The 14170-nt window shown below is 39.1% G+C and carries 15 protein-coding genes; 10 read left to right on the forward strand and 5 right to left on the reverse strand.

The window, feature by feature from the left end:
* Positions 1–358: 358 nt before the first annotated feature.
* Positions 359–616: an ACP-like domain-containing protein gene (locus A4U55_RS00005; RefSeq protein WP_063453858.1), complete on the reverse strand. Its 258-nt coding sequence runs from the start codon at positions 614–616 to the stop codon at positions 359–361.
* Positions 613–768: a hypothetical protein gene (locus tag A4U55_RS09025; RefSeq protein WP_003658712.1), complete on the reverse strand. Its 156-nt coding sequence runs from the start codon at positions 766–768 to the stop codon at positions 613–615. The genes A4U55_RS00005 and A4U55_RS09025 overlap by 4 nt, the downstream gene beginning before the upstream one ends.
* A 533-nt stretch (positions 769–1301) precedes the next feature.
* On the opposite strand from A4U55_RS09025, the gene A4U55_RS00010 reads away from it, so the two are divergent.
* The 4 genes from A4U55_RS00010 to A4U55_RS00025 are packed head-to-tail and all read left to right on the forward strand — an operon-like array spanning position 1302 to position 4851.
* The gene (locus tag A4U55_RS00010; protein ID WP_003658713.1) at positions 1302–2228 is read left to right on the forward strand and encodes a metal ABC transporter substrate-binding protein; all 927 of its coding nucleotides are present in this window, start codon (positions 1302–1304) and stop codon (positions 2226–2228) included.
* The gene (locus tag A4U55_RS00015; RefSeq protein ID WP_003664066.1) at positions 2228–3133 is read left to right on the forward strand and encodes a metal ABC transporter ATP-binding protein; all 906 of its coding nucleotides are present in this window, start codon (positions 2228–2230) and stop codon (positions 3131–3133) included. Before A4U55_RS00010 ends, A4U55_RS00015 begins: the two co-directional genes overlap by 1 nt.
* Positions 3130–3972 (forward strand): metal ABC transporter permease, encoded by an 843-nt coding sequence (locus tag A4U55_RS00020; protein ID WP_003658715.1) that lies wholly within the window; start codon positions 3130–3132, stop codon positions 3970–3972. The genes A4U55_RS00015 and A4U55_RS00020 overlap by 4 nt, the downstream gene beginning before the upstream one ends.
* 36 nt (positions 3973–4008) lie before the next feature.
* Positions 4009–4851, forward strand: coding sequence for a metal ABC transporter permease (locus A4U55_RS00025; protein ID WP_003673441.1), 843 nt, complete (start codon positions 4009–4011; stop codon positions 4849–4851).
* 506 nt (positions 4852–5357) lie between these two features.
* Here A4U55_RS00025 and tyrS read toward each other — a convergent pair.
* Positions 5358–6578 carry a tyrosine--tRNA ligase gene (gene tyrS / locus A4U55_RS00030; RefSeq protein WP_003662295.1) on the reverse strand — a complete coding sequence of 407 codons (1221 nt, stop codon included), beginning with the start codon at positions 6576–6578 and terminating at the stop codon, positions 5358–5360.
* A gap of 161 nt (positions 6579–6739) precedes the next feature.
* Here tyrS and A4U55_RS00035 point away from each other — a divergent pair, with 161 nt between their 5' ends.
* The 6 genes from A4U55_RS00035 (at position 6740) to A4U55_RS00060 (ending at position 11265) form a co-directional block, all read left to right on the forward strand.
* On the forward strand, positions 6740–7975 hold the full coding sequence (locus A4U55_RS00035; RefSeq protein ID WP_003664068.1) for an anhydro-N-acetylmuramic acid kinase: 1236 nt from the start codon (positions 6740–6742) through the stop codon (positions 7973–7975).
* Between the two features lie 249 nt (positions 7976–8224).
* Positions 8225–9004, forward strand: coding sequence for a DUF3883 domain-containing protein (locus tag A4U55_RS00040; RefSeq protein WP_003658720.1), 780 nt, complete (start codon positions 8225–8227; stop codon positions 9002–9004).
* Positions 8998–9246, forward strand: coding sequence for a hypothetical protein (locus tag A4U55_RS00045; protein ID WP_003658722.1), 249 nt, complete (start codon positions 8998–9000; stop codon positions 9244–9246). Before A4U55_RS00040 ends, A4U55_RS00045 begins: the two co-directional genes overlap by 7 nt.
* Before the next feature lie 78 nt (positions 9247–9324).
* Positions 9325–9462: a hypothetical protein gene (locus A4U55_RS09370; protein ID WP_323052594.1), complete on the forward strand. Its 138-nt coding sequence runs from the start codon at positions 9325–9327 to the stop codon at positions 9460–9462.
* A gap of 271 nt (positions 9463–9733) precedes the next feature.
* Positions 9734–10534, forward strand: a complete 801-nt coding sequence (locus A4U55_RS00055; protein WP_003662287.1) for a cation transporter — start codon at positions 9734–9736, stop codon at positions 10532–10534.
* A 269-nt stretch (positions 10535–10803) separates the two neighbouring features.
* Positions 10804–11265, forward strand: coding sequence for a hemerythrin domain-containing protein (locus A4U55_RS00060; RefSeq protein ID WP_063453859.1), 462 nt, complete (start codon positions 10804–10806; stop codon positions 11263–11265).
* 197 nt (positions 11266–11462) lie between these two features.
* Here A4U55_RS00060 and rocD read toward each other — a convergent pair whose 3' ends face one another.
* Positions 11463–12716, reverse strand: a complete 1254-nt coding sequence (rocD, locus tag A4U55_RS00065; RefSeq protein ID WP_003662281.1) for an ornithine--oxo-acid transaminase — start codon at positions 12714–12716, stop codon at positions 11463–11465.
* Between the two features lie 41 nt (positions 12717–12757).
* Positions 12758–13690 carry an arginase gene (rocF, locus tag A4U55_RS00070; RefSeq protein WP_003662279.1) on the reverse strand — a complete coding sequence of 311 codons (933 nt, stop codon included), beginning with the start codon at positions 13688–13690 and terminating at the stop codon, positions 12758–12760.
* Positions 13691–14170: the final 480 nt, after the last annotated feature.

Here is a 14170-nt window from a genome sequence, read left to right on the forward strand (position 1 = left end):
TAGTTTGGATTTTAAATAGTTTTGAACACTGTCATCCAGTTGCTCAATGCGTGGCGTATTATATGCCAAAATTTTATTAAGTCAAGCACTTTTTTCAAAAATTTAAAATTTATTTTTTAAGTTTTTGGTGCTCCAGTAAACGGTATACTAAATACTAAGTGATTGATTTAGCAATGTTTTTTACTGTGCTGTACTGCTTAAGTGGTGCGTATTATAGGCATGATATCATGACTTGTAAAGCAGTTTTTTAGGATTGATGGTAGAAAGTTGGTAAGTGATTGATTTTGTTGGGGGTTTGGTGAAATTTTTAAATAAAAAGCCATACGCTGATGATGTGGCTTTTTATGGCTGATGCAAATTAGTCTTTAATACACTTTGTACCTACCACATCGCAACGATAGCTGGCTTCTGCATCTGGGTCAATAATGTGCACATATGAATGATGATCGTTGTCAAGTTGTAAATAGAGGCCAAAGATTTGCCAATCATTATCATCACCAAAAATCATTAATTCGCCAATTGATTCTACCAAATTAATTAGCAAGAAACGAGTTTTACCGCCCAAATTGGCTTCGGCATAGGTCGGTAGTCCTTGATCATTGAAGCCATAATTCACTTGAACAGTGCCGACGGTGGGGCAACTATATAAGTCACTTGGCGAACCTTATTGGTGAGTTGGATGGCTCGATGTGCATCTAGGGCATTTGCAATAGCTGTAAAAGATAGACCTAGTGCCAACACAGGTGCGATGATTTTTAGTGCTTTCATTTGTTTATTTTTCCTATTTCAATCTAAAAAGTAAAAATTATGAACACTGATGATTAATGCTTAAAAATTATAGCACTTCAATAGCAAATAATATAATGTTATGGTAAAGATTTGTTGCTACAATAATGAGATTTTATGGCAAATACGATTGTTAGAAAATTTTTGTTACAGATTGGTGTGTTGATTACAATTATTTACAATTTCTATGATATTAATGATATTTGATAAAAAAGCAATTCATGATTAAGTGGTGCATGCCATGGCATGACATCATAACTTAATAAAGCAGGTTTTAAGGTTGATGGAATTTTAGTTAATAAGTAACTGATTTTATTAGAGATTAGAGTTTAGAATTTGATATTATTTTTATTGTATCGTTTTTATTTGTGTTATTATATTAGGATATCTCTTTTTAACTTGACATTTTTTATGATAATGATTATCATTATCATAAATGGTTAAATCATTTGAAGATAACAACTTAGTATTTTGATATATTTATTTTAATGCCAGTCAAGCAATTAGGTTAATTTATGAAATCAATCAAAACTTTTACCGCCTGTCTTACGATGTGCTTAGCCTTGGTTGGGTGCGGTCAGCAGACCAAAGAAGACATCAACGCACAGGATACTCATTCTCCAAAAAAACTGTCTGTTGTCACAACTTTTACTGTCATTGCTGACATTGCCCAAAATGTTGCTGGAGAGGCTGCCGATGTTCAATCCATTACCAAGGCAGGTGCTGAAATTCATGAATATGAACCCACGCCTCAAGATGTGGTTAAAGCCCAAAAAGCAGATTTGATTTTATGGAATGGACTTAATCTAGAGCTTTGGTTTGAAAAATTTTATCATGATACCAGCAATGTGCCTGCCGTTGTTGTGACACAGGGTATCACACCGATTAACATCACTGAAGGTGCTTATAAAGACATGCCAAACCCACATGCTTGGATGTCGCCAAGTAATGCCTTGATTTATGTTGAGAATATCAAAAATGCACTCATTAAGCAAGACCCAGCCAATCAGGAAGTTTATACCAAAAATGCTGAGCAGTACAGTGCAAAAATTAAAGCTATGGACGCTCCACTGCGTGCCAAATTATCACAAATCCCTGAAAATCAGCGTTGGTTGGTAACCAGTGAAGGTGCGTTTAGCTACTTGGCCAACGATTACGGTCTTAAAGAAGCTTATTTGTGGCCAATTAATGCCGAACAGCAAGGCTCGCCTCAACAAGTCAAATCATTGATTGATACGGTACGCAGCAATAACATTCCTGTGGTATTTAGTGAAAGTACAATTTCAGACAAACCAGCAAAACAAGTTGCCAAAGAAACAGGTGCCAAATATGGCGGTGTACTTTATGTTGATTCACTGTCTGAAGCTGGCGGTCCTGTACCAACTTATCTTGACTTATTACAAACCACCGTCTCAACCATCGCCAGCGGTTTTGAAAAGTGATGGATAAAATCACCATCAGCCTTGACGATATTTCGGTTCGATACAATAACGGACATACCGCTTTGTATGATGTTTCGCTACATCTACAAGGCGGTACAACCTGTGCCTTGGTCGGCATCAATGGTAGTGGCAAATCCACCTTATTTAAGGTGCTGATGGGACTAATTAAACCCCAAACAGGTTATGTCAAGCTTTGTGATTTGACCATCGCTCAAGCACTTAAGAAAAATTTGGTTGCCTATGTGCCACAAAGCGAAGAAGTTGATTGGCAATTTCCTGTATCAGTTTTAGATGTCGTCATGATGGGGCGATATGGACATATGAATTTTTTACGCCGACCAAAACCAAAGGATTACCAAAAGATTGATGAAGCCATGTCACGCGTCCAAATTAACCACCTTGCCAATCGACAAATTAGCGAATTATCAGGCGGGCAAAAAAAACGGGTATTTTTGGCAAGGGCTTTGGCTCAAGAAAGTAAAATCCTTTTATTAGATGAACCTTTCACAGGCGTTGATGTAAAAACCGAAAAAGCCATTATGAATCTTTTAGATGAATTGCGTCAAGAAGGTCATCTCATTTTAATCTCAACACATAATTTAGGGACAGTACCTGAATTTTGTGACCAAGTTATCATGATAAATCGTACCATTTTAGCAATGGGAAGCACCAAAAGTACATTCACCCAAGCCAATCTTGAAAAAGTTTTTGGTGGTGTTCTAAGGCAGCTGCACTTGGTGGGTGAAGACTTGCACGATGATGATGATAAACGCACTTTGACGATTTTGGCAGACGATGAAATTCCTGCTGTCTTTTATGGTCATCATCAAAACCGCAGCTCTTATCATCGCAAAAATGTCAAATCCAGCGAAAATCCCCAAGCTGAGCAAGAGGATAAGTCATGATTGCATTACTACTTGAGCCTTTTGCTTATGAATATATGCTCAAGGCAATTTTTTTAAGCTCATTAGTAGGCGGTGTTTGTGCCTTTTTATCAGCCTATCTGATGCTAAAAGGCTGGTCTTTAATCGGTGATGCCTTATCACATGCTGTGGTGCCTGGTGTTGCAATTGCCTATGCACTGGGTGCACCTTATGCGTTGGGTGCGTTTTTTTCTGGCATTTTAGCGGCCTTATCTATTTTATGGATTAAGTCTGTGACCAAACTGCGTGAAGATGCTGTCATTGGATTTATTTTTACGACTTTTTTTGCCTTAGGCTTATTTATCATTTCTTTAAACCCCACCGCTATCAATGTTCAAGAAATTATTTTTGGCAACATATTGGGCATTGCCGATACAGATATGTATCAAGTGACTGTTGTTATGGTCATTACTTTGTTGATTTTATTAATATTTTGGAAAGATTTGCTGTTGGTTTTTTTTGATGAAATACAAGCCAAAGCGGTGGGTTTATCAAGCAAATATTATAAATTATTATTTTTTAGCCTACTTAGTGCCTGTGTCGTCTCTGCACTACAAACCGTTGGTGCAATCTTGGTCATTGCTATGGTGATCACACCTGGAGCAACTGCTTATCAGCTCACTGATAAATTTCGTACACTGATTTTAATTGCTGGCGCTATTGGCGTCATCACTGGCGGATTTGGCGTATACTTAAGTTATTTTTTAGATGGTGCAACTGGAGGGATTATTGTCTGCCTACAAACAGCACTATTTATCATCGCTTTTTTGTTTTCACCTAAGTACGGTAAGTTAAAACAGCCAAAATTTCAGTCTCCCTAAGTCCTAGGTGTGCCAAACCTTTTTAGTTTATTACTTATGTCAAATTCTATTTTATACTGGTTCACCGAGCCTTTTAGTCATACCTTTATGCAACATGCCCTCATCTCAGCGGTGGCGGTGGCGGTTATTTGTGCACTTTTATCCTGCTACATTGTGTTAAAGGGATGGTCTTTGATGGGAGATGCCATCTCGCATGCAATTTTTCCAGGGGTGGTGGTCGCTTTTTGGCTGGGCATTCCGATGACTTTTGGAGCATTTATTGCCGGAGTATGTTGTGCTGGTGCCGTAGGCTATTTACAAACTCACACCCGACTTAAAGAAGATACGCTGATGGGCGTGGTATTTTCAGGTATGTTTGCATTAGGGCTTGTGATATTTCATAAGATTGACAGTGGTCAACACTTGACACATCTTTTATTTGGCAACCTTTTGGGCATCAGTCGCACCCTGATGTACCAAACTTTAGGTGTTTCAGCAATCATCTTTTTGATACTCATTTTAAAAAGACGCGACCTTTTGTTGTATTGTTTTGACAGCCATCATGCCCAAGTTGCAGGTTTATCGATACAAAAACTACACTATGGCTTATTGATTATATTGTCAGCAACCATTGTGGTTGCTATGCAAGCGGTTGGGGTGATTTTGGTGATTGCTATGCTCATTTCACCTGGCATGACTGCTTTTATTTTATGCAAACGCTTTGATACAATGTTGCTGACTGCCATCATTAGCTCATGTTTTACAAGTGTATTCGGGGTAATTATCAGTTATCATCTAGATTCTGCGACAGGTGCGACGATTGTACTGATGCAAGCTTTGGTATTTTTGGGTGCAATGATTTATGACAAAATTTGCTTATGGCTTTTAAACTTTTATTAATTATATTTTTAATATATTTTAAATATCATATCAAGCAATATTTGTACTACGCCAAAGCTAAGTAGCAATGTTGGCATACCCAGTACCATCAGCACGATTTGCCATGGGTCGCCAAATATCAAACATACCCCAAACTGAGGGATCATACAGAATTCAAATCATACCTAAACCAAATCTTTGTTTAAGCGGTATCAATAGTGCCAATACGCCACAGCTGATAAGAAAAGTAAATGCCCAATATTTTACCCCCTCTGTACTGACGCTCCTAAACAAACACCGTTCAAGACCCAAGTCCTGTTGTAATTTTTACAATAACGCTTCGCCAAACCCAAATAAACCAAGCAATATACCTATCGCATGGCAAAGGGTTTGGCTTTGGTTGTCCAAAAAATGTACGCCTCCATACAGCGGTGGGTAAAAACATATGAGTTTATCAAGCTACTTCTTGGACTAGGCTAGAACAAAGAGCGGATTTTATAAAAAATGCTTTTTAGCCCCCCCCCTTATTATATTTGGGCTGATTGAATCCAGACTCTGGCATACGCTTTTTTACCTGCTTGAATCACCACCGTTTGCCCTTGTTCTAAGGCAAAACTGCCATCGACCACTTGACCGTCCACTTTAACCGCCCCACGAGATAGCATGTCTTTGGCCTGAGCAGAGTTTTTAGCAAGACCCGCTTGGTTTAAGACTTGGGTGATAAATAATTTATCTTGACCATTTAAAGATAAGCTTACCTCTGGCAAATCCACAGGCAACTCACCGTCTGCCAAGCGGTTGCCAGCTGATTTGTGGGCATTATCAGCAGATTCTTTGTCATGAAAACGCTCAATCAGCTCTAGAGCTAAAATGCGTTTGATTTCTTGGGGATTACGGCCATTTTTCATGTCATCAAGCAAGGCGTTGACTTCGCTCATTGGCTTAAAGCTTAAAAGCTCAAAGTAGCGAGCGATGAGCGTATCAGGCATGGATAGAATTTTTTGATACATGACACCAGCAGGGTCATTAATCCCAATATAATTCCCCAAAGATTTGCTCATTTTTTGTACACCATCCAAGCCTTCTAAGATTGGCATAGTAATACACACTTGCGGCTCTTTATCATAGCGACCTTGTAGCGTTCGCCCCATCAATAAATTAAAAGTTTGGTCAGTTCCGCCAAGCTCCACATCGGCATCTAAAGCAATGCTGTCATAGCCTTGCACCAAGGGGTATAAAAATTCATGAATGGCGATGGGGGTCTGGCTGTTATAGCGTTTTGAAAAATCATCACGCTCAAGCATCCGTGAAACAGTAATTTGGCTTGCCAGTTGTATCATATCCCCTGCACTCATTTTGCCAAACCAGTCGGAATTAAAGACAATTTTGGTTTTGTCTTTATCCAAAATTTTAAAAACCTGTTTGGCATAGGTTTGGGCATTGGCTTTCACCTCGGCTTCTGTCAATGGCGGACGGGTGGCATTTCTGCCTGATGGGTCGCCAATGCGTGCCGTGTAATCACCAATCAAAAACAGCACCTCATGCCCCAAATCCTGAAAATGACGCAATTTATTTAGTACCACAGTATGTCCAAGGTGTAAATCAGCAGCTGTCGGGTCCATGCCAAGCTTAATGCGTAGCGGGCGGTTTTTTTCTAATTTTTTTATCAAATCTTCTTTGGAATAAATCTCTTGCACCCCTCGCATGATAAGCGTCAATTGGTCTTTGATGGGTAAAAAATCACTCATGGTCATCGCCTTTATTTAACTTCTAAGATCAAAAATTGTCTTGATTATAACAAAAATCACCAAAAAGTCATCTTACAAAGTCGGATTTATCAAAAATTCATATCCTATACAAAAAAAATTTGTTATGCTTAAGTTTTGTATGATGTAAATGTTGGCAAATTATGACGATATCAGCAGATTTTTTAGAAGAAATTTTTGGCGAAAACTTAGCAGACCTGACCATTATGGACGAAGCACCTTATTTTATTGGTATGATGAGTGGCACAAGCTTAGATGGCATGGATGCGGTATTGTGTCGGTTTTTTGAAACGGATGATGAAACATGCTCGGTTGAGATTATCGCAAGCCACAGCGTGCCATTTACCGAGGACTTACGGCAAGCGTTATTATCTTTAACGACGCCTAATGGTGTCGCTACATTTATCCAAACTTGTGAGTTTGACTTTCAAAGCGAGCTGGATGTCTATGGCTGGGCGAGCGTGTATTATGCAACCTTCGCCGCTCAAGTCGCCCTTGAGCTGCTTGATAAGGCAAATATCAGCCATGATTTGGTTTGTGCCATTGGTTGTCATGGGCAAACTGTTCGCCATCGCCCCAATTGGTCATTTAGCTTGCAGTTATTAGACCCAAATATTTTAGCTGAGTATACAGGCATTGCTGTGGTCAGCGACTTTCGTCGCCGTGATATGGCAGTCGGTGGGCAAGGTGCACCACTTGTGCCAGCTTTTCACCAAGCCATATTTGGTCATGATAAGCAGGTTAAGGGTGTACTGAATTTGGGCGGAATTGCCAATATTACTGTATTAAATCATGACAAAAGTACACCGATTGGTTTTGATACTGGGGTTGCCAATCTGCTGATGGATGCATGGAACTTTCGCCATACAAATACCTGTTATGACCAAGATGGTACTTGGGCTGCCAGCGGGCAAGTCATTCAGCCATTACTTGATATTTTGCTTGGCCATCCTTTTTTTAGCCAATCACCACCAAAAAGCACAGGGCGTGAAGACTTTAATTTGTCATGGCTTGATGCAATGATCGATCAATTAAACAGCAGTCACCCAAATTTGTGCCATACCCCTGCCGATATACAGGCTACTTTGTGCGAGCTGACCGCTGTCAGTGCCGCCAAACAAATCCGCCATTTTATTAAATCAGGCACTGTGCTTGTCTGTGGTGGTGGTGCAAAAAATACCCATCTGATGGCACGCCTGCAAGCACATCTGCCCAATTTATCCATCAAGCCAACCAATGATTGGGGCATTGAGGTTACTTGGATTGAGAGTGTCGCATTTGCTTGGCTTGCACGCCAAAATATCTTAGGGCGTCATGGTAATGTTCCTGCCGTCACTGGTGCAAACAAAACGGTTGTATTGGGGCAAGTATGTTTTTGATTTTATCTTGATAAAACCAAAAACATATCCGAAATGAATTTAAGCAGCAGGTCAGTGCATTGATTGGACGACACGGAAATTTATGGCGTAAAAGGCGAAATTAGCCCCCATTTTTGCCAGTGAGTGGGATTTAAATGCTCAAAAAAAATTATTTTGCCAGTGTTGTGTCTATTATCAAATAATGAATATTCTTTAAAGCGAATATTATTTAATATGGTTAAAAATAAATAAAAATATGAGATATTAACATTGAATGACCTTAGTAATAAACATGAGCATTATGAATTATTAAATTTATTAGGCTATGGTTTAGCGAAATTCAATAATGATTTCATAAAGCAATTTAATTGCCGTACAAAAGAGCAATTTTATCAGTATTTTGTTGATTTTGGCATTGCAAAAACCAAGAGTGTGGTCAAAAATCGCCAAGATTTATTTGACCCTTATTTTGATAATGGTAGATTGGGCTGGTGGCAGAAAAAGGAAGTTTATGAACACCGAAAATTACTGATTGATGGTTTGTTTGGTACTGAAAATGTGGTTAATTATGCCAATATTGTTAAATTGATTTTAAAAGATAATTATAAAACCTCTGATTTTATTGTTGAAAAAATCAGCATTGAACCAATCACACAATCAAAATTTAAAAAAATGCAAGAAACTGGTTTAGAGGCTGAATTGTATTTTATGAATAATTATCAGAATATTGAATTATTTGGTAATGGGGTTTTACAAGATGCAAGATTATTTAGCGATGGTTATGATTTTCAAATTGCAACCAATTCAAACAATTATTTGGCAGAAGTAAAAGGCATTCGCCAAAATAAGGGAAAAATCCGTTTAACAGAAAATGAGTATATAAAAGCCTGTGAATATAAGCATGATTATATTTTAACATTGGTTTTAAATTTAAATGAAGTGCCAAGATTTTTAGTTATAGAAAATCCAGTTAATGAATTAAATTTTAAAGAAGTAATTTTTCAGTCAAAGCCTGTAAAAGAGTATCATTTGGAGCGTGATATATGCTAAATTTTCAACAAAAACAGGAATTATTTTTTAATTGTTTAAATGAGAAAAATAATTCTTATAGTGATGATATTCGTAAAGAAATTTTATTTTATTTTGATTTTTTGGAAAATGATTTAGGTTTTTTGAATAGATTTAGTTCAGAAATTGAGATTAAGAATTTTACAAATATGCTTGTTTCAAAAATTATTATGAATGAATATCAAGACGGTGTTCATAATATTATTGAAAATTATTGTTGTTAATGGGGATAAATGTGAAAATTCATAAAAATTTTCCCAAGTCGTGATGAACCTTTTGATTTAATCACGCCAGATGGGCAAATTTTAAATGCCAAAGTCTGCCAAGAGAATTCAAAAGCCTTAATGACCAACCCAAATTCTGCGTTGGCTGATTGGTTATTGCGACAATTATTAAACTTAAAAAAGGCGAGCTGGCAACCAGCGAAAGATTGCAGTTGATAGATTGTGATGGTGTGATTATCACCAAAATTACTGATAATCAATATAAAATTGACAAGGCAGAATTTGGCAGTTATGAGAATTTTATCAATAATTTGTAAAAAAGGAGCAAATCATACAAACCCCTACCCGTGCCACCGACATGCGTGGCGGTACTTCCAAAGGTAAATTTTAACCTAATCAATTTACTCAAACCATCCAAAAATTACCAAGCAGCAATATAAACACAGATTTATTTGAGCCAACCTGATCAAAACAAGGAACTAAATAGATGAAAAAGACCATTTTTAACATTGCAAAAATGGACTGCCCGTCCGAAGAGCAGCTCATTCGCATGCGTTTAAAAGATGTATCTGATATTTATGAATTACAGTTTGATATTGCTGGACGGTGCTTAACTGTCTATCACGATAATCAAGATACAACGATTTTACAAGTACTTGAACCGCTTAATTTTGATAGTCATATCATTTCCACCGAAGTGATTTTTGATAAGATAGTGTTTAACAAGCCTGATGAGCGCTTAGAAAAAAGATTATTATATCAAGTACTCATGATTAACTTTGTGTTTTTTATCATAGAGTGTTCGGTTGGTATTTTTGCTAATTCTATGGGGCTGATTGCTGATAGTCTAGATATGCTGGCGGACAGCTTTGTCTATATATTGGCGCTATCAGCCATTGGTATGACGCTGGCGTATAAAAAACGTGTGGCATTTTTGGCGGGGATAACGCAGATAATATTGGCGTTATTTGGGGTGATAGAAGTGATTAGGCGTTTTATCGGTACTGAGCAGCTGCCCAATTATCAACTGATGATTGGCACGGCATTTTTGGCATTGATTGCAAACTGGCTGTGCTTATATCTACTGAGCAAAAATCAAAATAAAGAAGCCCATATCAAAGCCAGCATGATTTTTACATCCAATGACATTATCATCAATATCGGTGTGATAGCGGCGGGAGCATTGACGTTATTGACTCATTCTAGCTATCCTGATTTAATCATTGGTATGATTGTCTTTGTCATTGTACTATTTGGTGCCAGAAATATTTTAAAATTGGCAAAATAATTCATATCACCAGCAAAGGAGTTTTTATGCAAATATCGGTCAAAGCCACCTACATACGTGGCAGTACTTCCAAAGGGACATTTATTTTTTAAACTTAGTGACTTACCCGAGCGTTGCTAAGTGGCAGGGCAAGCACGAGACCAATTTTTATTGTGTGTCGTTGCAGTCTTGCCCTTATGGCAAACAGATTGATGGCTTGGGTAATGGCTCATCTGGCACATCCAAAGTGGTGATTGTGTCATGCTATTTTTAACCTAGGACATCCGTTTATGTACCGCATAGAACAGCTTCGCCCCTTATCTCGACAGCATCAGCTTGGCTTAAGCCTATCTCGTCAAGCCATGCAATGTCCCAAAGACAGCACGACTGATGATATTTTTAGGCATTGGCAAGCATTGGTGGCATATGTTCATGATGACCGAATCGCACATTTTGCGATTGAAGAGAGGTATTTGGTTGCCCCTTTATTGGCAAATCATGGCAACCACCCCAAAGTGATGGTGCTTGGTAAGCAGCTGCTTGCCGAACATGAGCAGTTACGCACATTAAGTCAGCTGACTGAGTCTGCCAGTCACCCAACCATTGATGATTTACATGCCTTGGCACAAGCGTTATACGACCATATCCGCTTTGAAGAGCGAGAGGTTTTTCCAGTCATACAAGAGCTGTTGACAACTAAGCAGTTGGATACGGCATATCAGCAAACGCTTCAACATAACCCGACCAAATAACCCGACCAAATTAAGCCAAACTGATTAGACTTTTAAATTTAACCCTTTAAATACCCTGTCAATTTAGCCCATTAAAGGCTGGTCAAAAAATAAGCCGTGTTAGCAAAAGGCATAACACGGCTTAAGTTTTAAACCATAAAAAAATCTTAAATGATAAATGGGCTTAAATGACAAACTGACCCATTAAAGCCATCATGTCATCTGTCTGCTTCAAACTTGGCAACCGTTTTGGCGATGATGTCCACACACTCACGCAGTTGGGTTTCAGTCATCACAAGCGGTGGGGCAAATCGAATGATGTTGCCGTGTGTGGGTTTGGCAAGCAGTCCATTTTCTTTGAGTGCCAAACATAAGTCCCAAGCCGTACTGCTGTCTTCGGTGTCATTGATGACCACCGCATTGAGCAATCCCTTACCACGCACCAAGGTTAAAAGCTCATGCTTATCCACCAACTTTTGCATCTCTTCTCGAAAGATATGACCAAGCTTATCAGCATTATCCGCTAAATTGTCATCACGCACCACCTCTAAAGCGGTTTTGGCAACCGCTGCCCCCAGCGGATTGCCACCATAAGTTGAGCCATGCTGTCCTGGGCGAATGACATTCATGATGTCATCATCTGCCATGACCACTGATACAGGATAAACGCCACCAGAGACAGCTTTGCCCAAAATTAAGATGTCAGGACGCACATTTTCATGATCAAGGGCAAGTAATTTGCCTGTGCGAGCAATGCCCGTTTGGATTTCATCGCCTAAAAACAGCACATTATGCTTATCACAAAGAGCTTTGGCTTTGGCAAGATAACCTTCAGATGGCACATACACACCCGCCTCACCTTGGATTGGCTCAACCAAAAACCCTGCCACATCTTTATTATCAGTTAACGCTTGTTCTAAGGCTTGAAGATTGTCGTATTCAACTTTAATAAAACCTTGGGTATAAGGGCCGAAGTTTTTACGAGCATTTTCATCATTAGAAAATGAGATGATGGTGGTGGTACGACCGTGAAAATTATTCTCACAGACAATGATTTTGGCTTGGTTTTCATCAATGCCTTTTTTCTCGTATGCCCATTTTCGACAAATCTTAATGGCGGTTTCTACCGCTTCTGCGCCCGTGTTCATCGGCAAAAGTTTATCATAGCCAAAATAGTCACAGGCAAAGGCTTCAAACTCACCAAGCTTATCACTGTGAAATGCCCTTGATGTTAAGGTCAGCGTTTTGGCTTGTTCGGTTAAAGTGGCGATGATTTTGGGGTGGCAATGCCCTTGATTGACCGCTGAATAGGCAGATAAAAAATCATAATACTGTTTGCCCTCAACATCCCAAACATGCACCCCCTCGCCACGGCTTAATACCACAGGCAAAGGGTGATAGTTGTGAGCGCCGTATTGCTCTTCACGGTCAATATAAGCTTGGCTGTTTGATGGTTGGTTGGTGGTGTTCATAGTGAAGTCCTTAAAAAAAATATGTCCATGAATGGTTTGAATTATTGGGTTGTGTCAGGTCTGACTAGGGTGGATTTACCAAACAAGGATTCAATAAAATCCACCATGATGACCGCTGTGCGGTTGCGTTCATCAAGGGTTGGGTTTAGCTCCATGATGTCCAAAGATGCCATCAAACCAGTATCGGCAATCATCTCCATACACAATGACGCTTCACGATAGGTAGGCCCGCCCATCACCGTTGTGCCAACCGCTGGGGCGATGCTTGGGTCAAGAAAATCCACATCAAAACTGATGTGTAAGTGCGTGTCATTATCCAAGCCTTTTAACGCTTGTTCCATGGTATGACGCATGCCATTTTCATCAATATAACGCATGTCAAAGACAGTGACGCCTTTTTCGTTGATGAAGTATTTTTCTTTAGCGTCCACACTGCGGATACCGATTTGATACACATCTTTTGGGCTAATCGCTCCTCTGACACCGCCAATGGTGGTTAACTCATCAGGACCAAAACCACAAGCACAAGCCACAGGCATGCCATGAATGTTGCCTGATGGGGTCATTTCGCTGGTATTAAAATCAGCATGAGCATCAAGCCAAAGGATACGCAACTTTTTGCCTTGCTCACGGCAATGGCGTGCCACAGCGGTCAATGATGCCAAACCTAAACAATGGTCGCCCCCCATCAAAATGGGAAAGTTGCCATTTTTCAGCTCATCATACACAGCATCGTGTGCCATTTTGTTCCATGCAACCACTTCATCAAAATGACGGTAGCCGTTCACAGGGGGCTGATTGGGGTTGGCTGGGCCTTGCAAATTACCACGGTCAATGACAGTAAAACCATATTGTTCAATGGCTTTATCAATGTCAGCAATGCGTAAGGCATCAGGCCCTAAGTTCACGCCTCGCACACCTGCACCCACATCGGTTGGGGCACCTATTAACGCAACGGTAGGTTTGTTTGTCATGTGTCATGTGTCCTTGATTGTCTGTTTTTTATTGATATTATTCGGTTAACCTAAAAAATATCATAAATAATAATTGATAATATAAAGTAAATAGATAATGATAAAATGCCCATCTTGCTAAGTTTAGGCATACCAAAGCTGATATGACCCATGGCAAATGGTAATACAAATATCAAAACTTAATTATGACTACAACCTAAAGAAAATACCACACTACAAGCAGAAAATCCACAAAAAAAATCTGATGATATGAGATGTACCAGCTTTTTTCAATGCAATCAATACATGATCATATGTCCAAATCTGGACACCAAAATTCATACAATTATCTAAGTTTTATCAGGCAATAAAAAGCCAAGGACATTATCTTTAGATGATAACAACCTTTACATCTATGTCTTTTACCATAAGCAAATCCTACTTTGACAAGATGAGTAGATTGGTATTTAGGGCAATGGGTACTAATTTGGTTTAGTTGTT

The organism is Moraxella catarrhalis, assembly GCF_001632285.1.
GTDB lineage: Bacteria > Pseudomonadota > Gammaproteobacteria > Pseudomonadales > Moraxellaceae > Moraxella > Moraxella catarrhalis.

Coding starts and splice junctions, on each gene's coding strand:
- A4U55_RS09025 (WP_003658712.1), bottom strand. CDS start 768: ATGAAAGCACTAAAAATCATCGCACCTGTGTTGGCACTAGGTCTATCT.
- A4U55_RS00010 (WP_003658713.1), top strand. CDS start 1,302: ATGAAATCAATCAAAACTTTTACCGCCTGTCTTACGATGTGCTTAGCC.
- A4U55_RS00015 (WP_003664066.1), top strand. CDS start 2,228: ATGGATAAAATCACCATCAGCCTTGACGATATTTCGGTTCGATACAAT.
- A4U55_RS00020 (WP_003658715.1), top strand. CDS start 3,130: ATGATTGCATTACTACTTGAGCCTTTTGCTTATGAATATATGCTCAAG.
- A4U55_RS00025 (WP_003673441.1), top strand. CDS start 4,009: ATGTCAAATTCTATTTTATACTGGTTCACCGAGCCTTTTAGTCATACC.
- tyrS (WP_003662295.1), bottom strand. CDS start 6,578: ATGAGTGATTTTTTACCCATCAAAGACCAATTGACGCTTATCATGCGA.
- A4U55_RS00035 (WP_003664068.1), top strand. CDS start 6,740: ATGACGATATCAGCAGATTTTTTAGAAGAAATTTTTGGCGAAAACTTA.
- A4U55_RS00045 (WP_003658722.1), top strand. CDS start 8,998: ATGCTAAATTTTCAACAAAAACAGGAATTATTTTTTAATTGTTTAAAT.
- A4U55_RS00055 (WP_003662287.1), top strand. CDS start 9,734: ATGAAAAAGACCATTTTTAACATTGCAAAAATGGACTGCCCGTCCGAA.
- A4U55_RS00060 (WP_063453859.1), top strand. CDS start 10,804: ATGTACCGCATAGAACAGCTTCGCCCCTTATCTCGACAGCATCAGCTT.
- rocD (WP_003662281.1), bottom strand. CDS start 12,716: ATGAACACCACCAACCAACCATCAAACAGCCAAGCTTATATTGACCGT.
- rocF (WP_003662279.1), bottom strand. CDS start 13,690: ATGACAAACAAACCTACCGTTGCGTTAATAGGTGCCCCAACCGATGTG.